The sequence below is a fragment of the uncultured Dysosmobacter sp. genome (assembly GCF_947631635.1).
Classification (GTDB): Bacteria; Bacillota; Clostridia; order Oscillospirales; family Oscillospiraceae; genus Oscillibacter.
In genome coordinates this window covers 1-26,357 of the sequence record NZ_CANRMB010000005.1, presented here as the reverse complement: position 1 = coordinate 26,357, position 26,357 = coordinate 1, and the positions used below count along the sequence as shown (strand labels likewise).

The window sequence follows — 26,357 nt, the reverse complement described above, 5'->3', positions numbered from 1 at the left end:
TAAAAATTTTGTGCCATCCAGGTCAAATAGAACTGGCCCGGCTCATGTAAAATTATACGAGCCGGGCCAGTTCCTCTGCCGCCGCTCCCTTGCGGCATAGTAATATGATAGCCCCAATTCTCTTGAGCCACGCAGTTCATGTGGGGCTTCTGTATATGAAAAAAGGGACCGCCGCGGAAAAGGCATTCCGCAGCGGCCTCTTTTTGTGTTCCTCTGTTTCTGTGGTCCGCCGTTACCAGCGGAATGCACAGCGGGTATTTTCAGGAAAGCCTATGTAGTAATCAGACAACGCCGATCTTGAAAATACCCATCGTAATACCATACAGCACGAAGGGGAATATGATCAGTGCGATGATCTTCAGTCCAAGGCCGCACTTGACCAGGTCCTTCATGGTAACCTCGCCGGTACCATAGGCGATGGCATTGGGCGGAGTTGCGGGAGGCAGCATAAAGGCGAAGTTGCAGGACAGCATGCAGGCGATCATCATGGCGAAGGGGTTTACGCCGACAGCTTCGCCCACGCCCACCAGTACCGGGATAAAGGCCGCCACGACCACTGCGTTGGTGGTCAGCTCGGTCAGCAGAGCGGTGGCAATACCAACGATGATGCAGATGACCACAGCGTTCATGCCGGCGAGGCCCTGGAGCATGTTGGCGACCCAGGCCGCGACGCCCGCGTCCTTGAAGGCGTTGCCCATGACCATGGAGCCGCCCAGCAGGATGTACGCATTCCAGGGGATGTCGTTGAAGCCGGTTTTCCAGTCGCAGACATATTCGCCCTTCTTGTAGTCCAGAGGAATTGCCATGACCAGGAAAGCGCCCAGCATTGCGACGGTCTCGTCAGAGGCGAAGGGGATCCACTTGCCCCAAACCAGGGAACGAGTGCACCAGAGGACGCAGCAGCAGAGGAATACGATGGCGGTCCACTTCTCGCCCTTGCTCATGGGGCCCAACTCCTGATACTGCTTGCGTGCGATGGAGATGTCCACAGGGGGCATCTTGTCGACCTTGAAGAACTTCACCATGTAGACCCACATCAGCGGCAGCAGGATGATGGTGAAGGGCAGGCCGATCTTCAACCAGTCCACAAAGTTGATCTCAATGCCGATGGTCTCCTGGATCAGACCGATACCAGTGGGGTTCGTGGTGGTGCCGATAGTGGTCGCCATGCCGCCGATGGTAGCGGCGTAAGGGATACTCAGCAGCATGGCCTTCTTCAGACCCTGGGCCTCATCGCCCAGGGTCTTGGCGATGGCCATCGCCACAGGCAGCATCATGACGGTGGCGGCGGTGTTGCTCATCCACATGGAGACGAAAGCCACAGCCAAGATGAATCCCAGAATCAGCGTCGTCGGCCGTTTGCCGATCTTGCTGACGATACCCAGGCTGATGCGCTTATGCAGATTGTGCTTGACCATGGAACCAGACAGGAAGCCCACGCCCACCAGCAGGAAGCAGGTCTGATACGCATAGTGGGTGAACAGCTTGATCTCGTTCTGTCCCTTGGCGCCGGTGATGCCCATAAGCGGGAACAGCAGGATCGGCAGCCAGGCCGTAAAGGGGATCGGCATAGCCTCGGTGATCCAGAACACCACCATCAGCACAGTCACCGCCAATACCCGCTGGCCGACAACGGTCAGGCCCTCGGGTGTAGGCATGAAGCCGATGATCAGCATCAGCAAAATACCCACGATGAAGCCGATTTTGCGAATTTTGTATTTGCCCATTTAGAATCCTCCTCCTAAAAGTTTATGCAAAATAATTAAGCAAAAAACATGCCAAATTACCGAGATGGGCCGCAAACTTTTTGTCCAAATTCCCCCTCTGTAATTTGGGATACTCACCAAATATTTGGCAGTGAATTCCCGATTTCGGAGGTTTCCTGTCAAAAAAAGGAAAAAATGTTGCGTAGCACGTTTCAGTGTTACGCAACATTCAGGCGGTCTCAACGATATATCCCGTATTTTTTCATCTTTCGCCACAGCGTCTGCCGGCTGTATCCCAGGCTGGCCGCCGCGTCCTCCACCCGGTCATGCTCCTTCAGCGCGGCTTTCACACGGTTCCTCTCCTCAGATTCCACCAGCTTCTGCATCTGATTCGCGTTGGGCTTTCGCTGGGTCATTTCAGAAACGACACTGTCCGCATCGGCGCCGTTTTGCAGAAGGATATAGACCCGCTCTGTAAAATTCTGAAGCTCCCTGACATTACCGTACCAGGGATAGCCCTGCATCCTGTGCAGCAGCCGCAGATACTGGTTTCTGATGTCCGGCGACTCGCCGCCAAGGCGGCGCAGCAGCCGCTCCCCGATCAGCTTGACATCGTCCTCCCGTTCCCGCAGCGGGGGGATCTCCAGATTCAGAACATTCAGGCGGTAATAGAGGTCCTCCCGAAAGCGGTTCTGCGCGATCTCCTGGAGCAGGTCCAGATTGGTGGCGCTGATAACCCGCACATCCACCGGGATCAGGCGGCTGCCGCCCACCCGGCGGATCTCCTTTTCCTGGAGGACGCGCAGCAGCTCCACCTGCGTCTCTTTGGAGATCTCGCCGATCTCATCCAGAAAGATCGTTCCACCGTGAGCCAGCTCAAACAGGCCCTCTTTCCCGTTTTTCGACGCGCCGGTGAAAGCCCCTGCCTCATAACCAAACAGCTCGCTCTCCAGCAGATTGGCGGCCACGGCAGTGCAGTTCACTGCCACAAAGGGGCCGTTGCATCGCTCACTGGCGTTGTGGATGCTCTGGGCAAACATCTCCTTGCCTGTTCCCGTCTCTCCGCAGATCAGCACGGATGCCTGAGAAAAAGCATAGCTTCTGGCCCGGTGGATCGTGTCCCTGATCACGCTGGAGGAGCCAAGAATGTCGGAAAATGTATATTTTGCCACCAGCCCCCTCTCATGGAGCTTCAGGCGGATCTTCTGTTCTGTGGTCTGGAGCTGCTTGACGTCCTGGAAGGTCGCCACCACGCCCCGGGTCTCCCCGTTCACCACGATAGGAATGCGGTTGGTGTTGGCCAAGGTCTTGTGGATCTGCATGATCTGGTTCAGCTGCGGCTCGCCGCTGCGCAGGACCTCAGGCAGCATCGTGTTCGGGAGGACCTCCTCGATATTCCGCCCGATGGCCTCCGCGGCCTGGACCCCCATGATCCGCTCCGCAACGGGATTCAGCACCTGGATCCGTCCCTGGTCGTCAATGGACATAATCGCGTCGTGGGTAAACTCCAGCACCGCCTGATACGTCTCCATCTGGGCCTGCAGGGTCCGCTGCTTGGCAGCTTCCTTCAATTCGACCTCCAGAAGCTGCTGGGCAGTCATACAGGCGCTGAGGATGGATTCCTCAGAGTTCTCCACGACCACGTGCTCCAGCCCCGCCTCCCTCGCCACCGGCGCGGTCCAGGCGCCGCCGATGCTCATGGCCGCACCGTCGTCCAGCGCTTTCTGCACGCAGGTATGGCAGTCCTCAAAGCTGCTGAACACATAATTCCGCGCCTGAAAGCCCAAAAAGTCGCATATCTCTATGATCTCATGGCTCAGGGGCCCATAGGAGAAAAACGCCACCAGACCGCCTGTTTGAAAATCGCATTTCTTCAGCATGATCAGGTAGTCCATGATGGAATTGTTGAGGTTCACCACCGGGACGTCGAAGGTCTTGGTCTCCTCGATGATCTGGGCGCAGCCCTTCCGGCTGATGATGACCTTCGCGCCTCTTTCATAAAGCTCTCTTGCACAGTCTATAATGGCGTTCCGGCCAAGGCCCACAGCAAAAACTTCGATGTTGTCCATCTTCTGCTTCAAAATGATCTTGTCTGCCTGCGCCGCAAGCTGCTCTGTGGGCGCGATCAGGCAGATATCGCTCACCTTCTTGATCTGAGTTGAGTCCCACCATTTGAACATATTTTCACTCCCTTGCCCATGCTGTGTCCAGTATACACTATTCCACCCGGCTTTTCATAGATGGATTTTTTCTCAATTAGATAAATATCCGGATAATTTTTCAAAAGCGTAAAAAGGAGGACCGAGGCCCTCCTTTTTGTGCTCAGAGAAAGCGCTTTTTATCTGTTTTGACGGGCTGCGCTATCCGCCTTTTCCGTCCCTTACCGGCAGGGAGCCTTATGATACAGGTGCGCCATGTGGCTGACGATGGGTGCGTGTACGTCCGCCTCGATCAGTTCGATGGCCTCGTGGAGGATATCGTTGTCGATCCCGGTCTCGATCCCCATCTCACTCATCATATTCAGCACGTCCTCCGTGGCCACATTGCCCGCGGCGCCGGGAGCGAAGGGGCAGCCGCCCAGGCCGCCTGCGGCGGACTCGAATTTGTGCACGCCCAGCTCCATACAGGCCAGCGTGTTGGCAAGGGCCAGCCCCCGGGTGTCGTGCAGGTGCATCACGAAGGTATCCGCACCGAACTCCTTGACCAGCGCGCTCATCAGCGCATGGGTCCGCGCCGGGTTGGACATGCCCACCGTATCGGCGATCATGATCTCCTGGCAGCCCAGCTCCAGGCCAAAGCGGGCCATCTCAGCCACCCGCTCTGTCCGGATCTCCTCCCCAAAGGGGCAGCCCAAGGCGGTCGCCAGCGCAAGGCGGAAGCGCATCTTGTCGCCATACTCCCCGATCAGGGCCTTGAACTGTTCCAGAGACTCCGCAGGGGTGCGCCGCACGTTGGCCAGATTGTGCTTTTCGCTGACGCTGATCACGTAGGTCAGCTCATCCACGCCGCACTCCAGCGCGGTCTCAACGCCGCGGGCGTTGGGCACCAGCGCCACGGAGCTGACGCCGTGTTCCTTCAGCGTCTCCTTCACCGCCAGCATCACGTCCTTCGCGTCGGCCATCTGGGGGATCGCCTTGGGGCTGACGAAGGACACCGCTTCAATCCGCTTGAAGCCGGCCTCCGCCAGCTTTTTGATGATCCGGACCTTGGCATCAAAGGGGATCAGGTCGTGGATGTTCTGGAATCCGTCCCGGGGGCAAACTTCAATCACTTCTACTTTTTCGGGCAGTTTCATAGCAATCTCCTTTTCTTTTTCCTGTTTTGTGTATACAGCAGATCGTTTCCATGTATTCAGACGGCCCCTCCTTGCCGGGAGGGCCCCGCTTCTAAAAAAGCGTCAGATGGCGCCCTCCGCTTTCAGCTCCTCCAGCTGCTGGGCGCTGACGCCGAAGATGTTTTCGTAGACCTCCTCGTTGTCCTGCCCAAGGGAGGGGGCGGGCCGGCGCAGACTCGGCATGCTGTCCATCAGCTTGACGGGGTTTCCGTTGATGCGCAGGTGGCCTGCGGTGGGATGGTCGCAGTTGAGGAACATCTCCCGGGCCTCCGCGATGTGCTGGTTGGCCATGACCGCTGCGATATCGTAGATCGGCGCCGCCGGGACGCCGGCTTCCAGCACCAAATTCACCGCTTCCTCTATGGTGTGGTCCTTCGCCCACGCCTCAATGATGACCTTCAGCTCCTCCTGTCTGTCCAAACGCTTCGACGGCGTGTCATACCGGGGATCGGAGGAAAGCTCCGGGCGCTGGAGGACCTGGCTGCAAAGGAGGGCAAAGAGCTTGTCATTCCCGCAGCCGATCACGAACTCGCCGTCCTTCGCTTTGAAGGAGTCATAAGGTGCGGCGGAGGGGTACCGGTTGCCCATCCGGGGCGGCTGCACGCCGTTCGCCAAATACCGCTGGGTGTTGGTCTCCAGGAAGGATACCAGGCCGTCCACCAGAGAGATATCCACCCGCTGGCCCTTGCCTGTGAGCTGTCTCGCATTCAGCGCCGCCAGAATACCGATGGTCAGGTTCAGGCCGCCCACCAGATCGCCGATGGCGCTGCCGGTCCGGATGGGACCGCCGCCGCATTCGCCCGTCAGGCTCATCAGACCACTCATGGCCTGAGCGATGATGTCATAGCCGGGGCGCTGATGCAGCGGGCCGTAGCTGCCGAAGCCGGACACCGCGCCGTAGATGATCCGAGGATTGATCTCCTTGAGCACATCGTAGCCAAGCCCCAGCTTGTCCATGACGCCCGGCCGGTAATTCTCCACAACCACGTCGGCCTGCTTTACCATCTCCATAAAAAGCTGCTTTCCTGCGGGCCGTTTCAGGTTTAATGTAACGCCCTTCTTGTTACGGTTAACGTTACAATAGTAGAGACTTTCCCCATTCTGAAACGGCGGAAACTTTCTTGTGTCATCTCCGCTGCCCGGGATCTCAATCTTGATGACCTCCGCTCCGAGGTCCGCCAGATACATCGTACAGTACGGACCCGCCATCACGCGGGTCAGATCCAGAACCCGGATGTTGCTCAGTGCCATTGCGTTTTCCATTGTGTCGGCCTCCTTAAAATAGCGAATATTTAATAACTGTCTGTTTTTTCAGAAACGGTTCGCCCTATATCCATCCAATACTCCGCATCAGGAGAGCCATACCGGTAACGGTAAACAGCGACACCAGATGTGTCATCACCACTGCGCCGCAGGCCAGCTCACCGTCGCCGCCCATCTGATCTGTGATCACGAACACATTGATGGCAGAGGGCATACCGCCCACCATTGCCAGGACCACGGTCTGCACCGTCGTCAGTCCAGCCATCATCGCCATAACAACCCAAATCGCCGGCATCAGCAGCAGCTTGATGCTGCTGATCTTCAGCAGGAGCCGGAAATCTCTGCGCACAGTGTCCATCCGGAGACTGGCTCCCACCACCAGCAGCGCCATGATGCTGGTGCCTGAACGGAAGTATTCCAGCGTTTTTGTAACGAGGTGCGGAAGCGGGATCTCCAGCAGTGCAAAGGGTATACCCGCCAGAAGCGCCAGGATCATGGGGTTTTTCAGGATATCCAGCAGGATTTTGGAGATATGCACGCTCCCGCGGCCTTCCTTGACGCTCATCAGGATCGCGCCCTGAATGTTGTAAAGCGGCATGAGCAGCGCCAGGATCATCGCCGTCTCCGGCACCACGCCGCCGTAGATATCCTGCAGCAGCGCGACGCCCATATAGACGAAATTTCCTCGGAAGCAGGCGTGGGAAAAGGCGCTCTGCTTCCTTTTATCCTTGCAGAGCAGGTTACCGCTCAGCCAAGCCAGCAGAAACTGCACCACACTGCCTATACCGATCACGCATAGGAAAGGAAGGGAAAAGGCGGCTTTGATATCCGTGCCGGAGATATCCAGGAACAGCTTTGCAGGCAGAAAGATGTAGTAGATCAGCTTGATGCTCCGCTTCACATAGTCATCGGTGAAAAGACCCTTTTGCCGGATCGCGCAGCCTGCCCCGATGACCAGAAATATCGGCAAAATCAGGTTCGCGCTGAACAATAAATTCTGTAAAAACATGTCGTACTTCCTCTCTATGTCAAATCTTTATAGCAAAAAATGTGCCAAATATGTGTCAATTGTGGTCGGATCTGTGTGGCAAATTTATTGGCACATAATTTGCTAGAATACCTTTTCAAAGCTAACTGGCCGCTGCCAGGAAATCCACATATGAAAGGAAGCTGTATAACATGGAAAATGAGAGAGGTTTGCTGGAGGGCATCGTGGTCCTGGATCTGACCCGCGTGCTGGCTGGTCCGTACTGCGGTGCGCTGATGGCTGACATGGGCGCCACGGTTATCAAGGTGGAAAACCCCAAGGGCGGCGACGACAGCCGCAGCATGGGTCCCTTCATCAACGACAACAGCGTGTATTTCGCAAACTTCAACCGCAGCAAGACCGGCTGCACCCTGAACCTGAAAGAGCCTGAGGCCAAGGAGATCTTCAAGGAGATGGTGAAAAAGGCGGATGTTGTCATTGAGAACTACCGCCCCGGCACCATGGAGAAGCTGGGCCTCGGCTACGACGTGCTCAAAGAGGTCAACCCTGCGATCATCTATGGCGCGGTGTCCGGCTTCGGCCATACCGGCCCCCTGAGCAAGCGGGCAGGCTATGACATTGTCGGTCAGGCCATGGGCGGCCTGATGAGTACCACCGGTTGGCCCGGCGGAAAACCCACCCGCGTGGGCACGCCCATGGGCGACGTTCTGGGCGGCCTGAACCTGACCATCGGCGTGCTGGCCGCTCTGGTGAACCGCCAGAAGACAGGGTTAGGGGAAAAGGTGGACGTGGCCCTGGTGGACTCCGTGGCCTCCGCCATGGAGAATATCACCATGATCTACCAGTCCACCGGCCGTCTCCCCCAGCGCATCGGCAACCGCTATGAGTCCACCTATCCCTACGATGCCTTCCCCACCAAGGACGGCGATGTGATCGTGGCCACCGGCAACAACAAGCTCTTCGGCATCCTGTGCGACGTGATGGAGCAGCCGGAGCTAAAGGAAGATCCCCGCTTCCTGACGGTGAAAGACCGCGTCGCCAACCATGAGGTGCTGCGTGAGATCGTCTCCGCTTGGACGGAGCAGCACACCATCAACGAGGTGGACCAGCTGCTCAACGGTGCCGGCTGCCCCGCAAGCCCCGTGAACACCATCGACCGCATGGTAGTGGACCCCCAGATCGCCGGCGCCAGAGACATGTTCCCCGAGATCGACCAGCCCGGCATCGGCAAGCTGCACATCACCGCGATGCCCCAGAAGCTGACCCGCACCAAGTCCTATCCCCGCAAGGCTGCGCCGCTGCTGGGCGAGGATAACGTTGAGATCTACAAGACCATGCTGGGCTTTGACGAGGCCAAGCTGGCGGAACTGAAAGAGAAGGGCGTTATCTGATCCATCGGAGAAGCCTGGGTCTCTTGGAAAATACAGTGCAATATCTGTCCCGGCGGCCCGGCAGTCCCTGAACAGCCCTGCCGCAGATACCCACTGCGGCGGACTGGCAAGGTTCCTGCGGCGTCCTTGTTTTTTACGCCGCAAATACACATGATAGGAGATGGATCATGTTTTCCAAAGAAGAACTTTTGCGGCATTACGAGACCATGGTCAAAATCCGCAAATTTGAGCTTGAGGCAAAACGCGCGCGTGAATCCGGGGACATTCTGGGAAATGTCCACCTTTACATTGGGGAGGAGGCCGTTGCCACCGGCGTCTGTGCCTGCCTGTCCCTCCACGACCGCATTGAAAGCACCCATCGCGGACACGGGCACACCATCGCCAAGGGTGCCGACCTGCGCCCCATGATGGCAGAGCTGTACGGCAAGGCCACCGGCTGCTGCAAAGGCAAGGGTGGGTCGCAGCACATCGCGGATTTTCAGGTGGGGATGCTGGGAGCCAACGGGATCGTCGGCGGAGGCTTCGGTTTGGCCGTGGGCGCCGCTCTGGCCGCCCGCTTCCAGAATTCCGATGCGATCTCCGTCGTGTTTTTCGGAGACGGCGCCATCAACCGCGGTCCCTTCCACGAGTCCGCCAACATGGCCGCGGCTTGGCACCTGCCGGTGATCTTCGTGTGCGAAAACAATGGGATTGCCTGCAGTACGCAGCATGCCACAGGCGGTCAGCAGGCTGTGCTGAACCTCTCCAAGCGGGCGGACTCCTACGACATGACCAGCTATGTGGTCAATGGCAACGACTTTTTCGCAGTCCAGGCCGCCATGGAAAAGCTGGTGCAGCGAGCCAGAAACGGCGAGGGGAACCGCTGCGGCTTCTTGGAATGCCAGACTCATCGCGCGCTGGGGCATAACGTAGGCGACTCGCAGCCCTATCGGGACGCCGAAGCCGCGTGGGCCAGGCTGGAGGCGGACGATCCCATCCAGAACTTTGAGCGGCGCTGTCTGACGGACGGTGTGCTGACCAGAGAGGATTTTGATATGGTGAGCGCCCATGTGGATTCCCTGATCGAGGACGCCCGCCGGTTCGCTGTGGAGAGTCCGTATCCCGAGCCGGATGAACTCTACGCGGACCTGTACGACTGAGGAGGTGGGTTCCATGCAGAAGAAAAGCTATAAGGATGCTACCCTGGAGGCGTTGGCCGAGGAAATGGGCCGGGATCCCTCTGTATTCGTCATGGCTGAAGACCTTCATGGCCGCGGCGGCGGACTGAGCCACTATCTTGGATTGAAGGAGCTTTTGAACGGAGACACCAGCCACATGCTGGATACGCCCATCTCTGAGACCGCCATCGTCTCCAGCGCAGTGGGCGCCGCCCTTTCAGGCATGCGGCCTGTCATTGATATGCGGTTTTCCAACTGCCTTCCCGCCTGTATGGACGAACTTGTGAATCAGGCCGCCAAGTCGCGCTACATGTTCGGCGGCCAGGGGAAGGTGTCCATGGTGGTCCGCTGCCCGGACGGGATCGTGAAAATGCAGGGTGCCCATCACACAGACTGTCTGGAGGCGTGGTTCGCCCATATTCCGGGTCTGCAGGTGGTGGTCCCCTCCTGCCCCGCCGAAGGAAAGGGTCTCCTGAAGACCGCCATCCGAAATGACAACCCTGTGATCTTTCTGGAGCATAAAACCCTGTTCAAAACAGAGGGCGACGTGCCGGAGGGGGATTATACGATCCCCTTTGGAAAAGCACGCATTGCCCGGGAGGGCCGGGATGTGACTCTGGTCGTCTATGGCGTCATGGTGAACCGCGCGCTGGAAGCGGCGGAGGTCCTGGCCGCCAAGGGGATCGATGCGGAGGTCCTGGACCTTCGGACATTGACCCCTCTGGACAAGGAGACGATTCTGGCTTCTGTTCGGAAGACCGGCAGAGCGGTCGTGGCCCACGAGGCCGTTCGGCACGGCGGCTTCGGCGGGGAGCTTTCCGCCACCATTTCCGAAGAAGCCTTCTCCTCCCTAAAGTCCCCCGTGGTCCGGATCGGCGCTCCCTTTGTCCCCATTCCCGTAAGTCCCCATCTGGAGGATCAGTGCCGTGTGCTGCCGCAGAATATCGTTCAAGCCGTCTGCCAGATGATGGCATGATCCGGGGACCCGTCATCTGCTTCTGATCAGCGCAGGCCCCTGCCCTCTTCTGTTGAGGGCGGGGGCCGCAGCGTGTCGAAAAGACTTTTCGACACGCTGAACCGTCTTTTTATATCCATTCTTCATAAAACGGTCGATTCGTTTTATGGGGACGGCAAGACGCGGCCCGGCGGTGCAGCTGCCAAGCGTGTTGTCAATACATCTCCTGGCGCCACAGGCGCTGCGGCGCGCAATGCTGCAATGTCGAATTTGGATGGCGCTGCTTCCACCGCGGGAACAGCCTCCAAAAGGAACTGTTCTTTACGGCAATAGAACTGGTTCATCATTGTCGTTCCTTCCTTTCAGCAATTCTATACAAAAGAATATCGGCGGAAGTCAAGGCGACTCCTTTCAGGGGCCGCCTTGAAAAGGCCCTATAGGGGCATAAGTACGGCCAGCGTCTAAAAGACGCTGGCCGTACTATGTTCGGGCCATTGTGGGCCGGTTGCCCCGCTTGCCCCATAAAAGGGTTTTCGTATTCCTGGGGGCTTACCTTATCTTTTATCTGATCCTGTTTCTCTTGCTCCTGGATATACTTCCTCTGGGGCGACTCCTACCACCTGTGGAGTAAGGCCCCGGTTTGAGCCGCTTTTGCGGCGAGTTTGCGAGAGGGGCCGGAGGCGTCAACAGGGCTCCCGCCGAAGCCCGGCGTCAGCGGGTCCGATAGGAAGAGGATGCCCGGCAATGGGCGTGAACTTCGCCGCTTGCGGTAAAGCGAAGAATACAGCGCGGAGATTGTCTATGGACGGGCTCATGGCGCTGGACCGTCCCGCACCCGCGCAGACACAAATGCATCACAGCTCACGCCGCCCAGGCCGCGTCTGTGGGGGCTGCCGGTCCCGGTGTTCCTGGCGGTGTTGTGGCTGGCGTGATACAGCTTGGGCGCGATCTGGAACGATCTCAGCGCCCTGCTCTCGTGGCCGACGGTACTATACGCCCCGGACACGGCCACCGCAAAGTCCTCAAACGGGAGGGGGAAAAAATTGCCCCGGGCCAGAAGGAGGATGGCCATGAGAAACAAGGGCCAATCCTGTCCATGTGAATAAACGGATCAAAACAGAGGAAACTATTTCCACAGGAAGGAGTGGCAGCCCATTGGAGATCCATGTCAGAGATGAAAACAAACTTGTGGAGGTCTGGCTCACCAACGCTGAAAGGCGGGACGAGTCTGTGCGGGAAAAGCTGAAGCCGCTGTACCGGGCGTACAGGCAAAAGAATTATCTGGTGGCGGTGTTTCAGTCCGGCAGCCAAAATCTGGCCGACGCCACCAGTGATCTGTTGTGCTATGACCGCAATCGCATCGCCCAGACGGAAGTGGAGCAGGAGCGGCAGACAGGCGTGGTTCTGGGGACGTAAGTGCATTTGATATCTGACAGAACAAGAGACCAACCGTGGGCAGCAGCGCTGATGGCCGCGGCCGCCTTGCCCGCGGATCACATAAAGAAAAATCCAGTTGCTATTGGCCCTGTTGCGTGATACAATATTATCTGAAATTATATGTAAAATACAAAGCCAAAGTGGATAGAAAAGGAGGGCTGACTTTGGACAAGGGAATTGGAAAAACAGGTGAGATCCTGCTTTACGACAGCGGCAACAGCAAGGAATTTGTCAGCGTCATCTTCAAGGATGAAAATTTGGGGCTGACACAGAAAGCCATGGGAGAGCTGTTCGATGTGAATACCTCCGCCATCTCCAAGCATCTGCAAAATATCTATGAGGAGGAAGAACTCAGCCGGGATGCAACTGTTTCCAAAATGGAAACAGTTCAAAATGAGGGCGGACGCAGCGTGAAGCGCACGCCTAGACCGCGAAATACTTAAAGGGTGTGGCCGATGATTGAAAAATTTGATATCGCGGGCTATGCCCGTATCTCGGTGGACGAGGAGCTGGACCGGGACAACACCTCCATTGAAAACCAAAAAGCCATCATTCAGGATTTTATAAAACAAAAATTCCCGGACAGCACCCTGACCTTCTACGAGGACCGGGACCGCTCCGGCTACACCTTTGAGCAGCGGGAGGGCTATCAGTCCATGCGCCGGGAGCTGATGAGCCATCAGAAAGACATCCTCATCGTCAAGGACTTCTCCCGGTTCTCCCGCCGCAACAGCCGGGGGCTGGTGGAGCTGGAGGATCTAAGGGACGCTGGGGTGCGGATCATCTCCATCGGCGACGGCATCGACTTCCCCAACGACGACGACTGGCTGAAGATTCAGTTCCAGTTCCTCATCAACGAGATGCCTGTCACCGACACCAGCAAAAAGGTGAAGTCCGTCATCAAGCGCCGCCAGCAGGACGGCAGGTGGATCTGCGCCGCTCCCTACGGGTACATTGTCAACAAGCGGCAGGAATTTGAGATCGTCCCCACTGAGGCGGAGGTGGTGCGGGAAATTTTCCGGCTGTACATCGACGGCTGGGGCTATAAGAAAATTGCGGGCTATCTCACCGGCCAGGGCATCCCCACCCCCCGTATGGCGGAGCGGCAGCGGAAGGAAGCCGCCGGGGAGGACTGCAAGCGCCGGGCAAAGCCTGTCTGGGCCATCGTCACCGTCCAGGGCATCCTGGACAACGACTTTTATATTGGCACCCTGCGGCAGGGCAAATATACCCGGAAGAAGATCAACGGCAAGGACATGAAACGGGACGCGCTGGAGCACATCGTCATTGAGCGCCATCACCAGCCCATCATCGACTACCGCACCTTCGCCACAGCGAAGGCGCTGCGGGAGAGCCGCTCCACCGCCCACTACCGGGGGCAGAAAAAGTACGACAACGTCTACTCCGGCTTTCTGGAGTGCGGCGACTGCGGTTCCCCCATGTTCGCCATGAGCCGGGCCGACCTGCGGGACGCCTACCGCTGCGGGGAGTACCACCGCCGGGGGCTGAAGGGCTGCACCAGCCACCACATCCGGGTGGACAAGCTGGACGAGCTGCTGAAAATCTACGTCCGCAAGGTGAAGGACAACTCCGCCGCCATGCTGGACCGGCTCAACGCCGACCTGGCGCGGGAGACCGAGGACATCAGGGAGACAGAGCAGAGCGCCGCCAATCTGGAGGCGGTGCTGGCGGACTTGCAGGAGGAGCTGAAAGCCACCAAGCGCCAGCGGGTGCGGGACATTATGAAGCACCCGGAGCGGGAGACTATTCTGGAGGAGACCTACGACGAGCTGGAAAACGACCTGCTCCGCCGGATCGAGGGCCTGCAAAACCAGATTCAAATGACCTTGGACAAGCGCAGCACTATCATCCGGGTAAACCGTGCCGCCAAGACGGCCATGGAGGTCTTTGACGATATTCTGAACAAGCCCAAGCTGGACCGGAACGACCTCCAGCTCATCATTGAGAAGATCAAGGTCTATGAGGATCACCTGGAAATCCAGCTGAAGGCCGACATCGACAGCATCCTCCGGTGCGGCGGCCTGTCCCAAGCGGATGAGGCCGTGGCAGCCATGGCACCCGTCTCCATTCCTCTGGAGGCGCCGAGAAAACGGACAGGCGCGGAGGCCCGTCCCTACGAGATCCAGATCATCCAGGAGAGCGACCGCCGCCGGAGCAAAGTTTTCACTGTCAAAGTTATCAGCAACGGCGACCCCCTGGAGATCTACACCAGCCGCGACGGGGAGGTCATCTTTAAAAAATATTCCCTGTTGGGCGGCGTGGAGGATTTCGCGGGACAGCTCTGCGAGACCATGAGCCGCTCCACCGGCAGCATCTGCGCCGTCACGGACCGGGACACGGTGATCGCCGTGGCGGGCGGCGGCAAGCGGGAGCTGATGGGCAAGCGCATCACCCCGGAGCTGGAACAGATCATGGAGAGCCGCCGCATCTATCAGTACACCGGCGACGGCCAGCCCATTCCCGTCACAGACAGCAGTGACAAACTGACCACTAACGTGGCCGCCCCCATCCTCTCCGAGGGCGATCTGCTGGGCCTGGTGCTGTTTATCGGCACGACCCCCGGCCTTGCCACCGGAGACGCGGAATACAAGCTAGCCCAGACCATCGCCGCCTTTTTAGGCCGGCACATGGAGGGCTGACCGGCGCTTCACGCGGACGTCCTGCACGGGCGTCCGCTTTTTTTCGCATAGCCGCGTCTCCGCCGCCGTATGCTGGAAGCGGAGGTGTCACCATGACAGACTGTCTGAAAACCATCGATGAATTTCTCTGGGGACCCGGCACTCTGACCCTGCTGCTGGGCACCGGCATTTTTTTGACGATCCGCACCCGCTTTCTCCCCTGGCGGAACCTGGGGTACGCCCTGCGGAGCGTCCTCAGCCGGGATGCCCGGCAGGCGGGTCGGGGCGAGATTTCCCCCTTTTCCGCCCTGATGACGGCCCTGGCCGCCACCATCGGCACCGGCAATATCGTGGGTGTGGCCACAGCCCTGGTGGCCGGCGGTCCCGGCGCGCTGGTATGGATGGAACTCTCCGCCCTCTTCGGCATGGCATCCAAATTTTCCGAATGTATGCTGGCGGTGAAATTCCGGCGCAGGGACCGGCGGGGCCAGTGGTCCGGCGGTCCCATGTACGTCATGCGGGACGGCCTGGGGCTGGGGCGGCTGGGCGCCGCCATGGGCGGCCTGTTCGCCTTTTTCGCCGTCTGTGCCTCCTTTGGCATCGGCGGCATGACCCAGTCCAACGCCATCTCCGGCGCTCTGCGCGGCGTGTCCGCCGTCTCTCCCAAGGTCATCGGCCTGGTGGTGGCCGGACTGTCCCTTCTGGTCATTCTGGGCGGCATCCGCGGCATCTCCCGGGTCTCCACCGCCGTGGTGCCCGCCATGGCGGTGTTTTACCTGCTCTCCGGCCTCGCCGTGATCCTGGGCAATTGGGAAAATCTGCCCGCCGGGATCGCGTCCATCCTCCGCTGCGCCTTCTCCTCCCGCGCCATGGCGGGCGGCGCGGCAGGAACCGTGACCGCCTCCATGCTGGACGCCGCCCGCTGGGGCATCGCCCGGGGCGTGTTCTCCAACGAGGCGGGCATGGGTTCCGCCGCGATCTCCGCCGCCTCCGCCAGCGGCAGTCCTGTCCGGCAGGGATACATCAACATGACCGGCACCTTTTTCGACACCATGGTGATCTGTACGGTGACGGGCCTTGCCATCTGCTCCTCCGGCGTGCTGGGCACGCTGGACGCCGCCGGGGCCCCGGTGGATGGCGCGGCTCTGACCATCCTGGCCTTCCGCACGGTGCTGGGACCTCTGGGCGGCGGCTTTGTCAGCATCTCCGTCGTTCTCTTCGCCTTTTCCTCCATCCTGGGCTGGGAGTACCAGGGAGAAACCGCCTTTACATACCTGTTCGGCTCCCGGTGTCTGCCAGTCTACCGCGTTCTGTTCATCCTGGCGGTGTTCTGGGGCGCTGTGGAACAGCTGGATGTGGTGTTCCGCCTGTCCGACATCTGCAACGCGCTGATGTGCCTCCCCAACCTGCTGTCCCTCCTGCTCCTCTCCGGCACCGTGGCCCATGACATCCGGGCCTTTCAGGGGCAGGTCGCCCGCTCCCGGCGGCGGGTCTCGCCGCCGGTCTTTCCGGGATTTTTCCGCCCAAAGGCACAAAATTCAAGTCGAAAATCGTAAAATTTCTGTGACGGAGTTGCATTTTCTCATTTTAATGGTATGATAAGTTCTGTTCAGAAATTTTTAGCAAAGGACTTGATCATATGACAAAAATCGATATCGTCTCCGGCTTTTTAGGCGCCGGCAAGACCACCCTCATCAAAAAGCTTCTGGCGGAGGCCTATCCCGGTGAAAAGCTGGTGCTCATCGAAAATGAGTTCGGTGAGATCAGCATCGACGGCGGTTTCCTGAAGGAATCCGGCGTCCAGATCTCCGAGATGTCCTCCGGCTGCATCTGCTGCTCCCTGGTGGGCGACTTCAACAAGGCCCTGAAGGAAGTGACGGCGCAGTTCCACCCCGACCGCATTCTCATCGAGCCCTCCGGCGTGGGCAAGCTGTCCGACGTGATCGTGGCGGTGGAGAACACTGTGGCCGACGTGCAGGACATGAAGCTGAACAGCTTCGTCACCGTGGCGGACGCCACCAAGGTGAAGGTCTACATGAAGAACTTCGGGGAGTTCTACAACAACCAGATCGAATCCGCCGGCACTATCATCCTCTCCCGCACCCAGAAGCTGACGGAGGAGAAGCTGGAGGCCGCCGTGGCCATGCTGCGGGAGAAGAACCCCGGCGCCGCCATCCTGACCACTCCCTGGGACCAGCTGGACGGCAAGGTCATCCTCTCCGCCATTGAAAAGGTGTCTTTGGCCGACGAGCTGCTGGCCAAAATGCGGGCGGAGCACGAGGCCGAAGAGGCGGAGCACACCCACCACCATCATGACCATGAGGAACATGAGCACCACCATGATCATGGGGAACATGAACACGATGAACACGGGCATCACCACGATCATGAGGAGCACGAGCACCATCATGACCACGACCACGATCATGAGTGCGATGACCCCAACTGCTCCTGCCACCATCACCACCATCACGCCGACGAGGTGTTCACCTCCTGGGGCAGGGAGACCCCCAAGACCTTCTCCCAGGCGGATATCCAGCGCATCCTGACCGCTCTGGACTCCGGCGAATACGGCAAGATCCTGCGGGCCAAGGGCATCGTGGGCGGCGAAAACGGCGCGTGGATCGAGTTCGACTACGTGCCCGAGGAGCATGACATCCGCACCGGCCATCCCGACTACACCGGCCGCCTGTGCGTCATCGGCGCGGAGCTGAAGGAAGACAAGCTGGCGGAGCTGTTCGGCCTGTGATACCTTTCTTGAGAAAAAGCGTATCAAAAGAATTTTAGCGCGCTGCGGAGGCTGCCGTTCCCTTCAGATCCTATGCCCGGCAACGGACACAGTCCTTTGAGAACGCCTCCATAAGCTGGAAAGGAAACGAACTTTACGATGGCTGATATTCCTGTATATCTGATCGCCGGGTTTCTGGATTCCGGCAAGACCGATTTTATCAACGGCATCCTGGAGGACGGCTTTGCCCGGCAGGACAAGACGCTCCTCATCTGCTGCGAGGAGGGCGAGCTGGAATATGAGAAAAATGCCCTGGACAATGTAAGCGTCGTCACTGTTGACGAGGAAGAGGACCTGAAATGCTCCCAGCTCAAGGCGTGGGAAGCGCAGTACCATCCCAAGCAGGTCCTCATCGAATACAACGGCATGTGGCAGATGGAACGCCTTTACAGGGAGGTCCTGCCCGCCAACTGGGTGCTGTACCAGATCATGACCTTCGTCCAGGCCTCCACCTTCGACGTGTACGCCAAGAACATGGGCCAGCTGATGATGGAGAAGATCACCAACGCGGACATGCTGGTGTTCAACCGCTGCACGCCGGAGCTGCGGGATTCCCTGCGGAAGCGGAACCTGCGGATGGTGAACCGCCGGGCGGACATCTATCTGGAAAACGTGGACGGCACCAGCGAGGATTACCTCACCGGCGACGAGTGCCCCTTTGACCTGGACCAGGAGATCATCGACATCCCTGACGACGACTTCGGCGTCTGGTATGTGGATGTGATGGACCACCCGGACCGTTGGGCGGGCAAAACGGTGCATATGAAGCTCATCATGTGCCACTCCAAAAAGTACCCCGGCATCCACTGCCCCGGCCGGTTCGCCATGGTGTGCTGCGAGAACGACGTGCAGTTCCTGGGGCTGATCGCCAAGGGCATGAACCTAAACCAATATCAGAACCGGGACTGGATCGAGGTCACCGCCCGGATGGCTGTGGAGAAGCACAAGGCCTACAACGGCAAGGGGCCGGTGATGCATGTCATCTCCATCGCGCCCTGTGAGAAGCCCGCCCAGGAAGTGGTCACGTTCTAAGCGGTCTGTTCTCGCTTTGCGGCGCCCCGCTTCCGGCGGCGGAGCACGTCGAATTCTTTTACCATTTGTAATCTTTTACAGAAAAATGCCCCTCTGTTTTCAAACAGAGGGGCATTTTGTCAAAATGATGTGCCTGGGGCCCAGGGGTTCCGGCAGGAAAGCATAGCACAGCCCCGGCAAAAATGCCCCCATGAGCCGTAGCGTCTCCGCTGTTCTTGCATTTTCCGCCAAAATCCATATAATAGAGGTATTCTTTGTATTTTTTCGGAAAGGACCTGCCGCCTTTGAAGATTCATAAACGATTTCCCAAATACCGCCTGTCCCTGCCGCTGACGCTGTTGGCGGCGGTGCTGCTGGCAGGCGCCATTACCCTGCTGGCCCTGTGGTGCCAGCCCAACGCCCTGCGGACCGTGCTGGCCCATCTCAAGGCCCAGCCCCTGCTGATCGTGCTGAACGCTATGCCCATCGGCCTGCTGCTGCTGGTATGCACCTGCCTGTTCCGCAATGTGTTTTGGGGGGCGGCGCTGGTGAATCTGGCCGTGTGCGGCCTGTCCATCGCCAACCGCATCAAGATCGAGGTCCGGGACGAGCCGGTGTTTCCCCGGGACCTTGGCCTCCTGAAGGAGGTGGGCAGCGCCATGGGGAGCTATGACATCCACTTCCCCATCAAGGTCATCGCCGTGGTGGTGCTGGTCACCTTTCTGCTGCTGGTCCTGGGCGTGTTTGTCGGGTGCCGGCCATTCCCTGTGGAAAAGCTGCGGGGCTGGCTGGGCAGTCTGCTGGGGGCCGCCGCCAGCCTGGGCGTGCTGGCGGCCCTGATCCTGACCGTGTACGCCTCCAATGACCTGTACAATTCCTTCCGGGTGTCCAACGCCTACTATATCCCCTCGGTGTTCAACGAGCTGGGCTTCCCCTACTGCTTCTGCCACCAGTTCACCACCTATCCCATCGACAGGCCGGAGGGCTTCAGCAAGGCGGAGGCCGCCGCCTGGGAGACCGGCGGCCAAGCCGGGCAGGGCAAGCCGGTCCATGTCATCATGGTGATGAACGAGGCCTTCTCCGACATCACAGACGGTCCAGCCTTTGCCTTTGACGAGAGCAATGATCCCCTGTCCAGCCTCCACGCCCTGCAAAACGATCCCCACGCCCTCTCCGGCCACATCGTGGTGCCCGGCTTTGCGGGAGGCACCGCCAACACGGAGTTCGACGTGCTGACGGGCATGCAGACCAACGCCCTCTCCGCCGCTACCACCTCCGCCTTCCGGGTGGTGAACCGGGACCTGGACAGTCTGTTCCGGGTGTTCGGCGGCGACGGATACCACACCTCCTTCTTCCACCCCGGCGACGACTGGTTCTACAACCGGGAGAATGTGTACCGCTGGTTCGGCGCGGAGGAGACCGTGTTTGCGGATGAGATGGAATCCCTCCAATACAAGGGCCGCTGGGTGACGGACGACTATATGGCGGATTTTATCGAGGGCAAATTCGAGGAGGCCCTGGCCCAGGGCCAGCCGCTGTTCAACTACACCACCACCATTCAGAACCACATGTCCTACACCCCGGACAAATACGGCGAGGGATACGATTTCCCCGACGTACCGCTGACAGCGGCAGTCACAGAACAGGTGGAGATCCTGCTCAAGGTCTATGTGGAGGGCGTCCGGGACGCCGACGCCATGCTGGGCCGCCTGCGGGATTACTTCGCCGCCCAGGAGGAGCCGGTGGTGCTGGTGTTTTTCGGGGACCATCTGCCCTATCTGGGGGACAACCAGCTGGGCTACCGGGAGCTGGGCATGACGGAGGACCGGGCCTGGGACGCCCTGACCTCCTATGAGACGCCCTATGTGATCTGGGCCAACGACGCCGCCGCGGAAACCCTGGACTGGGAGTCCGCTGTAAAGGCGCTGGACCTGCCGGAAAACGATCCCATCTCCGCCGCCTTCCTGGGGGCCGCGGTGCTGGAGCTGACGGGCCGCGCCGGAGAGAGCCCCTGGTTCGACTTCCTGAATGAGCTGCGGCGGACAGCCCCGGTGGTGCAGAAGAACGCCTGCCTGCTGCCGGATGCCGGCCTGTGCTTCTTGGATGAGCTGGAAAAGGACAGCCGGGGGCAGAGCCTGCTGGAAAGCCTGCCGAAATGGCGGAAATGGAGCTACTACAAGCTGCGGTATAAGGAAGTGGCGTGATGAAGAGCCGGAAAATCGCCCTGTGCGGCATGCTGTCCGCCCTGGCGGTGGTGGTCCTGCTGTTGGGAGGCGCCATCGGCATCGGCACCTTTGCCGCGCCGGTGCTGGCCATGGCGGTCCTGCTCCCGGTGCTGGAGGAATACGGCGCCAGGGCCGCAGCCACGGCCTTCTGCACGGTGTCCCTTCTGGCCCTGCTGCTGGTGCCGGACCGGGAGCTGGCGCTGGTATATATCGGGTTCGGATGGTATCCCCTCCTGCGCCCCCATGTGGCCCGCATGCCCTCCCGGCTTCTGCGGCTGGCCGTCAGGCTGGCGGTCTGCAACGGGGTCATCGCGGCGCTGTACGGCCTGCTCCTGCGCCTGCTGGGGCTGACGGCGGACCTGATGGAGGCGTCCCGGCTGATGAACGCGGCCCTGCTGGTCATGGGGAATCTGGTATTCTTATTGCTGGACCTGGTGCTGGCCCGGCTGACGAACCTGTGGCGGCGGAAGCTGCGGAGGCGGTTCTTTTCGTGAGACAGCTCTTCGCGGAAGCGGTACTGGATGCTCGTGCATAGATGGGGGATATCATGAGCATTTCATCCATGAACGCAGGCGGCACAATCGCCCACAGCGGACACCGGTTCATTGAAAAAACGCTGTAAAACATTGTTTTGGGGCGGTCCCGATACCATGCCGCACTTAACTGCAAAAAAGTCTCCTGTCTGCGATGCAGACAGGAGACTTTTTTAAGGCTTTTCCCCATGAAAATGCTTCCAGACCGCCTCTGCCGCAGGGCGGGGCACCACGGCGGACAGGGCCTCCACATCCGCCTCTTTGATCGCCCTGATGGTGCCGAAGTGCTTCCGCAGGTCCGCCCGGCGCTTGGGTCCCACACCGGGGATATCATCCAGGGCGGACTTCATGGCGCTTTTGGTGTGGCTCTCATGGTGGTAGGTGATGGCGAAACGGTGGGTCTCCTCCTGGATCTGCCCGATGAGGGAGAACACCGCCTGGTTGTTCACGATGCCGATCTCCTGCCCCTCCGGCGTCACCAGGGCGCGGGTGCGATGGCGGTCATCCTTCACCATGCCGAAGATGGGCACCTGTACGCCGAACTCCCTTGCCACCGCCAGGGCGGCGTTGGCGTGGGTCACGCCGCCGTCGATGAGGAACACATCCGGCAGGGGCAGGAACTTCTCGTCCCCGTCGGCGGCCCGCTGGAGGCGGCGGCGCAGCACCTCCTGCATGGAGGCATAGTCGTCGGGATGGCCCTCCAGCTCCTTGATGCGGAAGCGGCGGTAGGCGCTCTTCAGAGGCCGTGTGCCGCTGTACACCACCATGGAGGCCACGATGTCGCTCTTGCCGGTGTTGGAGATGTCGAAGGACTCCATCCGCTTGGGCGGGGCGGGCAGGTCCAGCATTTTGCCCAGCAGCTCCAGCGTGTGGGCGGTGCGCTCCTCGGTGGTGGTGGCCCGCTCCGCCTCCTCAGCGGCGTTCCTGCGGGCCATGTCCCGCAGGTCCGCTTTCTCCCCCCGCTGGGGCACATGGACCCAGACCTTGTGTCCCGCCCGCTTGGTGAGGACCTCCGCAAGGTTCCCGCAGTACCCCTCCGTCTCGGTGGGCAGCAGGATCTCATGGGGTAGGATGGCCCGGGGCAGGTAATACTGGGCCGTCAGGGCCGCCAGCATCTCCGCCTCCGTCTCCTCGATGGGGGCGGTGAACAGCTCCGTCTCCCGGCCCGCCAGATTGCCGTTCTCCATGTGCAGGATGGCATAGCAGCACTTTCCGGCCCCCCGGTAAATGCCCCAGATATCCGTGTCCGCACACAGGCCCGCAATGACGGTCTGCTTGTTGGCCAGGGCGCTGATGGCGTTGACGCGGTCCCGGATGGCCGCCGCCTGCTCGAACCGCAGGGCCTCGGCCTCCGCCTCCATCTCGGCGGTCATCTCCCGCAGGAGCTGCCTGCTCTTTCCCTCCAGCATCTGGCAGACCTGCCGGATGCGGCGGTTATACTCCTCCGCCGTCATCTCCGGACGGCAGAACCCGTCGCACCGGCCCATGTGGAAGTTCAGACAGGGCCGCTCCGCCCCGATGTCCCGGGGGAACCGGCGGCTGCAGGTGGGCAGGCGCAGGGCGGCCAGCACCGCGTCCAGGGCCTGCCGGGTCTCATACCGGCCGCCGAAGGGGCCGAAGTACCTGGCGCCGTCGTTGGCCCACTTGTTGACCATGCTGAACCGGGGATAGGTCTCCCTGGAGAGGCGGACAAAGGGATAGCCCTTGTCGTCCTTCAGCAGGATGTTATACCGGGGCATGTGGCGCTTGATGAGAGAGTTTTCCAGCACCAGGGCCTCGAATTCACTGGAGACGAAGATGGTGTCGAAGTGGTCCACCTGGCTCACCATCTGCCGCGTCTTGGCGGTGTGGGAGGCGCTGTCCTGAAAGTATTGGCTCACCCGGTTTTTCAGTTTTTTCGCCTTGCCCACATAGATGACCCTGCCGGTCTTGTCCATCATCAGATAGACGCCGGGCAGCAGCGGCAGGTCGTTGGCTTTTTCCTTCAGCTCGTCATGGGTCACGGTGCGCTCCTCCTCTTCCCGGTCTTGCAAAAAAGGCGGCCCTGCGCAGGCAGGGCCGCAAGGGTCTGGATCTGTTTTTTTATTCGCCGAAGTTGTCGTTGACCAGGTCCACCAGCGCGCTGACAGCTTCCTTCTCGTCAGAGCCATCGGCAATCAGGGTGATGGTGGTGCCTTTCACGATGCCCAGAGACAGAACGCCCAGCAGGCTCTTGGCGTTGACACGGCGGTCCTCCTTCTCCACCCAGATGCCGCTCTTGAACTCATTGGCCTTCTGGATAAAGAAAGTCGCGGGTCTGGCGTGCAAGCCTACTTCGTTGTTAATGGTGATCTCCTGTGTATACATGATACAGCTCTCCTTTTCTATACCAAGTCAGATTGAACAGCTTCGCATAGCAAGTCATATTTCTAACATCATCATAACTGGTTTTTTCCATCTCGTCAACGGCGATTTTCACAAACATTTTGGGAAATCCTCTGCATGGAAAAACCCTTTTTGGTAGTTTACACCACTGATACCGGGAATTATACCACTTAAGGGGCATTTTTGCAAACCTTCGCGGGAAAAAAATGTCTCTCCAACCTTTTGCCGGCGAAGTAAATTTTTTTGTGGTCCCTGCGCCTTTTTCCAGCGCCCAAGCCCAAATCCTGGGCCGGATGGTCCCGGACAGCGCCGCCGCGGCTGCCTGCAAAGTTTTCTTTTTTTCAAAAAATCGATTTTCCGGCAGAAACTCCCATGACTCCGCTCTGCATTTTCGGAGACAATACCCTCAGTGAACAACGGACAACACGGTTTTTCAGGGCATTGCAAGCGGCTGGCGGCGTTGATCGCAGACGCCGCCAGGCGTGTTGCCCCTTGTTTACTGGGGTCCCGATTGGGTATCGCACACTTTGACCCGCGCAAAAGGAGGAGACAACGTGAGAAGAAGCTTAACGCTCTTAGTGGCCTCCCTGCTGCTGGTATTTTCCCTGACCGCCTGCGGCGGCAATGACAAGCAGCAGGACAACAGCGCAAACCAGAACGGCAGCGCTGTGACCGGCAGTGACTCCACCGGTGGCAACAACGGCGGCAACAACGGCAGCGCCAACACCAATGGCAATACCAACGGCGGCAAGGACGATTCTCTGATGGAGGACGTCGGAGACGCCATCACCGACGGCGCCGATGACGTCAAGGACGGCATCGACGATGTCGGCGACGCCCTCACCGGCGACACCGCCAAGAACGGCACCGCCAGCCGCACCCGCGGCACCACGGGAGGCACATCCTATGAGCAGATGCTCAGGAACGCCCGCGTCCATGACCGCGACGGCGACCTGACGGACTGGGAGAACAGCTCCAGCAGCATGTTTTAACGCACCGCCCCCTGACTAGTACGGGACTCCGGCAACCGCTGGGGTCCCGCGTTTTTTGGGGTTTCTTTTTTCCCAGAATCCTGTATAATTGAAACCAGAACCGATGAAGGAGGCACGCCCCATGCCCCAGGAATTCTCCATGCAGGTCATCGCCCGCATCCACAGCGATTTTTCCACCAAATTCGGCGTTCCCCGGCAGAGCGGCCTGGTGGACGCCCTGGAAGCCACCGTTGTTTTTGAGCCCGCCTTCCGAAACGCCGACGCCCTGCGGGGATTGGAGGACTTCTCCCACCTGTGGCTGGTGTGGGTCTTTGACCAGGCCATCCGCGGGGAGTGGTCCCCCACCGTGCGGCCGCCCCGGCTGGGCGGCAACCGGCGGATGGGGGTGTTTGCCACCCGCTCCCCCTTCCGGCCCAACCCCATCGCCCTGTCCTCCGTGAAGCTGGCAGGCATCCAGCAGACGGCGGAGCACGGCCCCATCCTGCGCATCCGGGGCGCGGACCTGATGGACGGCACGCCCATTCTGGACATCAAGCCCTACATCCCCTACGCCGACTGCCACCCCGACGCCTTAGGCGGCTTTGCCTCCGTCCCCGCCGGGGAGACGCTGGAGGTGGTCATCCCCGACGCCCTTCTGCCCCGCGTCCCGGCGGAACGGCTGGAGGCCCTGCGGGGCGTGCTGGCCCAGGACCCCCGGCCCCATTACCAAAACGACCCCGCACGGGTCTATGGCTTTGGGTTCGCGGGGATGGAGGTGAAATTCTCCGTGGACGGCGGCAGGCTGACCGTCACGGACATCCAGCAAAAAGCTGACTGACCTTTGGGTCAGTCAGCTTTTTGCTTTTCCTGCGCCTGATAGTGATCACAGGCCGGCGTATCCTCAAAGCGCAGTTTGATGCGGGGATAAAAACAGTGCCCGCCGGATGCCGTTTTATACTTCTCCCCGATTTTGATATAATGCCGCACAAAGTAGGCGCAGGTCTCACAGCTGGACTCCATCGAATCACCTCCCCCTGTCTCTTCTCTGTGATATCTCTGTCATCTCAAATGATAATACGTTCTTTGATTCAAACGGTGGTTTTAGAGTTATAAACTCTGTTGTATACTTATCTTGAGGTGATGTTTTTGCAGTACATGGAACGGATACAAAATCTGCGGAAAAAAGCAGGCGTAAGTCAGACATATATCGCAGAACTTTTGAAGGTTGGTCAAAAAACCTACTCTGATTACGAACTTGGCAAGAGCCGCATTCCTTTGGAGAGCATGATCATCCTGGCAAAATATTATAATGTCAGCATGGACTATATCTGCGGTGTCAGCGATATTCCAAATCCATTTCCACGGAAATAAGAAATCCCACGGTCTCCCCCGCATGATAAAGATCCCCCGAAGGACTGTCGTCCTCCGGGGGATCTTCACATCCATCAGGCAGCCAATGGCCCCCGGCGCTTTTGAAAAGCGCCGGGGGCCAGTTTTCCCAAATTTGGGGGTTCTTATTTCGCAGCCTTGGCGGCCTTGATGGCCTCGATCAGCAGCGGGGTGACCTTGAACAGGTCGCCGCAGATGCCGTAGTC

At 59.4% G+C, this 26,357-nt stretch carries 24 protein-coding genes; 14 read left to right on the top strand and 10 right to left on the bottom strand.

Annotated features, from left to right (window positions below; translation table 11 throughout):
* Positions 1 to 281: 281 nt before the first annotated feature.
* The 5 genes from Q0Z71_RS04045 to Q0Z71_RS04025 all read right to left on the bottom strand — a co-directional run bounded on the left by Q0Z71_RS04045 (position 282) and on the right by Q0Z71_RS04025 (position 7,312).
* Positions 282 to 1,727: a DASS family sodium-coupled anion symporter gene (locus Q0Z71_RS04045; protein WP_298018652.1), complete on the bottom strand. Its 1,446-nt coding sequence runs from the start codon at positions 1,725 to 1,727 to the stop codon at positions 282 to 284.
* Between the two features lie 218 nt (positions 1,728 to 1,945).
* Complete coding sequence (locus Q0Z71_RS04040; RefSeq protein ID WP_298018648.1) at positions 1,946 to 3,886, bottom strand: sigma 54-interacting transcriptional regulator; 1,941 nt, start codon at positions 3,884 to 3,886, stop codon at positions 1,946 to 1,948.
* A 200-nt stretch (positions 3,887 to 4,086) separates the two neighbouring features.
* Positions 4,087 to 5,001 (bottom strand): hydroxymethylglutaryl-CoA lyase, encoded by a 915-nt coding sequence (locus Q0Z71_RS04035; RefSeq protein ID WP_298018644.1) that lies wholly within the window; start codon positions 4,999 to 5,001, stop codon positions 4,087 to 4,089.
* A 102-nt stretch (positions 5,002 to 5,103) separates the two neighbouring features.
* Positions 5,104 to 6,303 carry a CaiB/BaiF CoA-transferase family protein gene (locus Q0Z71_RS04030; protein WP_298018641.1) on the bottom strand — a complete coding sequence of 400 codons (1,200 nt, stop codon included), beginning with the start codon at positions 6,301 to 6,303 and terminating at the stop codon, positions 5,104 to 5,106.
* A 64-nt stretch (positions 6,304 to 6,367) separates the two neighbouring features.
* On the bottom strand, positions 6,368 to 7,312 hold the full coding sequence (locus Q0Z71_RS04025) for an AEC family transporter (protein ID WP_298018638.1): 945 nt from the start codon (positions 7,310 to 7,312) through the stop codon (positions 6,368 to 6,370).
* Positions 7,313 to 7,482: 170 nt separating this feature from the next.
* Between Q0Z71_RS04025 and Q0Z71_RS04020 the strand changes: the two genes are divergently transcribed.
* The 3 genes from Q0Z71_RS04020 (at position 7,483) to Q0Z71_RS04010 (ending at position 10,815) form a co-directional block, all read left to right on the top strand.
* Positions 7,483 to 8,682 (top strand): CaiB/BaiF CoA-transferase family protein, encoded by a 1,200-nt coding sequence (locus tag Q0Z71_RS04020; protein WP_298018635.1) that lies wholly within the window; start codon positions 7,483 to 7,485, stop codon positions 8,680 to 8,682.
* Between the two features lie 167 nt (positions 8,683 to 8,849).
* A complete protein-coding gene (locus Q0Z71_RS04015; RefSeq protein ID WP_298018632.1) occupies positions 8,850 to 9,821 on the top strand; it encodes a thiamine pyrophosphate-dependent dehydrogenase E1 component subunit alpha in 972 nt (323 codons plus the stop codon).
* A gap of 13 nt (positions 9,822 to 9,834) precedes the next feature.
* On the top strand, positions 9,835 to 10,815 hold the full coding sequence (locus tag Q0Z71_RS04010; protein WP_298018629.1) for an alpha-ketoacid dehydrogenase subunit beta: 981 nt from the start codon (positions 9,835 to 9,837) through the stop codon (positions 10,813 to 10,815).
* 143 nt (positions 10,816 to 10,958) lie between these two features.
* On the opposite strand, the gene Q0Z71_RS04005 is transcribed toward Q0Z71_RS04010, so the two are convergent.
* Both Q0Z71_RS04005 and Q0Z71_RS04000 read right to left on the bottom strand, forming a co-directional pair.
* Complete coding sequence (locus Q0Z71_RS04005) at positions 10,959 to 11,141, bottom strand: hypothetical protein (protein ID WP_298018626.1); 183 nt, start codon at positions 11,139 to 11,141, stop codon at positions 10,959 to 10,961.
* Positions 11,142 to 11,605: 464 nt separating this feature from the next.
* Positions 11,606 to 11,875, bottom strand: a complete 270-nt coding sequence (locus tag Q0Z71_RS04000) for a hypothetical protein (RefSeq protein WP_298018623.1) — start codon at positions 11,873 to 11,875, stop codon at positions 11,606 to 11,608.
* A 74-nt stretch (positions 11,876 to 11,949) separates the two neighbouring features.
* Between Q0Z71_RS04000 and Q0Z71_RS03995 the strand changes: the two genes are divergently transcribed.
* The 8 genes from Q0Z71_RS03995 (at position 11,950) to Q0Z71_RS03960 (ending at position 21,388) form a co-directional block, all read left to right on the top strand.
* Positions 11,950 to 12,210, top strand: a complete 261-nt coding sequence (locus Q0Z71_RS03995; RefSeq protein ID WP_298018620.1) for a hypothetical protein — start codon at positions 11,950 to 11,952, stop codon at positions 12,208 to 12,210.
* A gap of 185 nt (positions 12,211 to 12,395) precedes the next feature.
* On the top strand, positions 12,396 to 12,674 hold the full coding sequence (locus Q0Z71_RS03990) for a hypothetical protein (protein ID WP_298018617.1): 279 nt from the start codon (positions 12,396 to 12,398) through the stop codon (positions 12,672 to 12,674).
* Positions 12,675 to 12,686: 12 nt separating this feature from the next.
* A complete protein-coding gene (locus tag Q0Z71_RS03985; protein ID WP_298018614.1) occupies positions 12,687 to 14,891 on the top strand; it encodes a stage V sporulation T C-terminal domain-containing protein in 2,205 nt (734 codons plus the stop codon).
* A gap of 92 nt (positions 14,892 to 14,983) precedes the next feature.
* On the top strand, positions 14,984 to 16,426 hold the full coding sequence (locus Q0Z71_RS03980) for a sodium:alanine symporter family protein (protein WP_298018610.1): 1,443 nt from the start codon (positions 14,984 to 14,986) through the stop codon (positions 16,424 to 16,426).
* Positions 16,427 to 16,509: 83 nt separating this feature from the next.
* A complete protein-coding gene (locus tag Q0Z71_RS03975; protein WP_298018608.1) occupies positions 16,510 to 17,619 on the top strand; it encodes a CobW family GTP-binding protein in 1,110 nt (369 codons plus the stop codon).
* A gap of 138 nt (positions 17,620 to 17,757) precedes the next feature.
* Positions 17,758 to 18,690, top strand: a complete 933-nt coding sequence (locus tag Q0Z71_RS03970) for a GTP-binding protein (protein ID WP_298018605.1) — start codon at positions 17,758 to 17,760, stop codon at positions 18,688 to 18,690.
* A gap of 284 nt (positions 18,691 to 18,974) precedes the next feature.
* Complete coding sequence (locus Q0Z71_RS03965) at positions 18,975 to 20,873, top strand: LTA synthase family protein (protein ID WP_298018602.1); 1,899 nt, start codon at positions 18,975 to 18,977, stop codon at positions 20,871 to 20,873.
* A complete protein-coding gene (locus Q0Z71_RS03960) occupies positions 20,873 to 21,388 on the top strand; it encodes a hypothetical protein (RefSeq protein WP_298018599.1) in 516 nt (171 codons plus the stop codon). The genes Q0Z71_RS03965 and Q0Z71_RS03960 overlap by 1 nt, the downstream gene beginning before the upstream one ends.
* Before the next feature lie 212 nt (positions 21,389 to 21,600).
* Here the strand turns inward: Q0Z71_RS03960 and uvrC are convergent, their stop codons facing one another.
* Together uvrC and Q0Z71_RS03950 are read right to left on the bottom strand one after the other, a co-directional pair.
* Positions 21,601 to 23,460, bottom strand: a complete 1,860-nt coding sequence (gene uvrC / locus Q0Z71_RS03955; RefSeq protein ID WP_363316676.1) for an excinuclease ABC subunit UvrC — start codon at positions 23,458 to 23,460, stop codon at positions 21,601 to 21,603.
* 49 nt (positions 23,461 to 23,509) lie between these two features.
* A complete protein-coding gene (locus Q0Z71_RS03950; protein ID WP_298018596.1) occupies positions 23,510 to 23,773 on the bottom strand; it encodes an HPr family phosphocarrier protein in 264 nt (87 codons plus the stop codon).
* 572 nt (positions 23,774 to 24,345) lie between these two features.
* On the opposite strand from Q0Z71_RS03950, the gene Q0Z71_RS03945 reads away from it, so the two are divergent.
* Positions 24,346 to 24,783: a hypothetical protein gene (locus tag Q0Z71_RS03945; protein ID WP_298018593.1), complete on the top strand. Its 438-nt coding sequence runs from the start codon at positions 24,346 to 24,348 to the stop codon at positions 24,781 to 24,783.
* Positions 24,784 to 24,904: 121 nt separating this feature from the next.
* Positions 24,905 to 25,600: a tRNA (N6-threonylcarbamoyladenosine(37)-N6)-methyltransferase TrmO gene (tsaA, locus tag Q0Z71_RS03940; RefSeq protein ID WP_298018590.1), complete on the top strand. Its 696-nt coding sequence runs from the start codon at positions 24,905 to 24,907 to the stop codon at positions 25,598 to 25,600.
* 8 nt (positions 25,601 to 25,608) lie between these two features.
* Here tsaA and Q0Z71_RS03935 read toward each other — a convergent pair whose 3' ends face one another.
* The gene (locus tag Q0Z71_RS03935) at positions 25,609 to 25,782 is read right to left on the bottom strand and encodes a hypothetical protein (protein ID WP_298018586.1); all 174 of its coding nucleotides are present in this window, start codon (positions 25,780 to 25,782) and stop codon (positions 25,609 to 25,611) included.
* A gap of 135 nt (positions 25,783 to 25,917) precedes the next feature.
* Between Q0Z71_RS03935 and Q0Z71_RS03930 the strand changes: the two genes are divergently transcribed.
* Positions 25,918 to 26,133, top strand: a complete 216-nt coding sequence (locus tag Q0Z71_RS03930) for a helix-turn-helix transcriptional regulator (protein WP_298018902.1) — start codon at positions 25,918 to 25,920, stop codon at positions 26,131 to 26,133.
* Positions 26,134 to 26,357: the final 224 nt, after the last annotated feature.

Bases quoted from the DNA above. Each gene is read 5' to 3' on its own strand.
- Q0Z71_RS04045 (WP_298018652.1), bottom strand. From the start codon at position 1,727: ATGGGCAAATACAAAATTCGCAAAATCGGCTTCATCGTGGGTATTTTG.
- Q0Z71_RS04040 (WP_298018648.1), bottom strand. From the start codon at position 3,886: ATGTTCAAATGGTGGGACTCAACTCAGATCAAGAAGGTGAGCGATATC.
- Q0Z71_RS04035 (WP_298018644.1), bottom strand. From the start codon at position 5,001: ATGAAACTGCCCGAAAAAGTAGAAGTGATTGAAGTTTGCCCCCGGGAC.
- Q0Z71_RS04030 (WP_298018641.1), bottom strand. From the start codon at position 6,303: ATGGAAAACGCAATGGCACTGAGCAACATCCGGGTTCTGGATCTGACC.
- Q0Z71_RS04025 (WP_298018638.1), bottom strand. From the start codon at position 7,312: ATGTTTTTACAGAATTTATTGTTCAGCGCGAACCTGATTTTGCCGATA.
- Q0Z71_RS04020 (WP_298018635.1), top strand. From the start codon at position 7,483: ATGGAAAATGAGAGAGGTTTGCTGGAGGGCATCGTGGTCCTGGATCTG.
- Q0Z71_RS04015 (WP_298018632.1), top strand. From the start codon at position 8,850: ATGTTTTCCAAAGAAGAACTTTTGCGGCATTACGAGACCATGGTCAAA.
- Q0Z71_RS04010 (WP_298018629.1), top strand. From the start codon at position 9,835: ATGCAGAAGAAAAGCTATAAGGATGCTACCCTGGAGGCGTTGGCCGAG.
- Q0Z71_RS04005 (WP_298018626.1), bottom strand. From the start codon at position 11,141: ATGATGAACCAGTTCTATTGCCGTAAAGAACAGTTCCTTTTGGAGGCT.
- Q0Z71_RS03985 (WP_298018614.1), top strand. From the start codon at position 12,687: ATGATTGAAAAATTTGATATCGCGGGCTATGCCCGTATCTCGGTGGAC.
- Q0Z71_RS03980 (WP_298018610.1), top strand. From the start codon at position 14,984: ATGACAGACTGTCTGAAAACCATCGATGAATTTCTCTGGGGACCCGGC.
- Q0Z71_RS03975 (WP_298018608.1), top strand. From the start codon at position 16,510: ATGACAAAAATCGATATCGTCTCCGGCTTTTTAGGCGCCGGCAAGACC.
- Q0Z71_RS03970 (WP_298018605.1), top strand. From the start codon at position 17,758: ATGGCTGATATTCCTGTATATCTGATCGCCGGGTTTCTGGATTCCGGC.
- Q0Z71_RS03960 (WP_298018599.1), top strand. From the start codon at position 20,873: ATGAAGAGCCGGAAAATCGCCCTGTGCGGCATGCTGTCCGCCCTGGCG.
- Q0Z71_RS03950 (WP_298018596.1), bottom strand. From the start codon at position 23,773: ATGTATACACAGGAGATCACCATTAACAACGAAGTAGGCTTGCACGCC.
- tsaA (WP_298018590.1), top strand. From the start codon at position 24,905: ATGCCCCAGGAATTCTCCATGCAGGTCATCGCCCGCATCCACAGCGAT.
- Q0Z71_RS03935 (WP_298018586.1), bottom strand. From the start codon at position 25,782: ATGGAGTCCAGCTGTGAGACCTGCGCCTACTTTGTGCGGCATTATATC.
- Q0Z71_RS03930 (WP_298018902.1), top strand. From the start codon at position 25,918: ATGGAACGGATACAAAATCTGCGGAAAAAAGCAGGCGTAAGTCAGACA.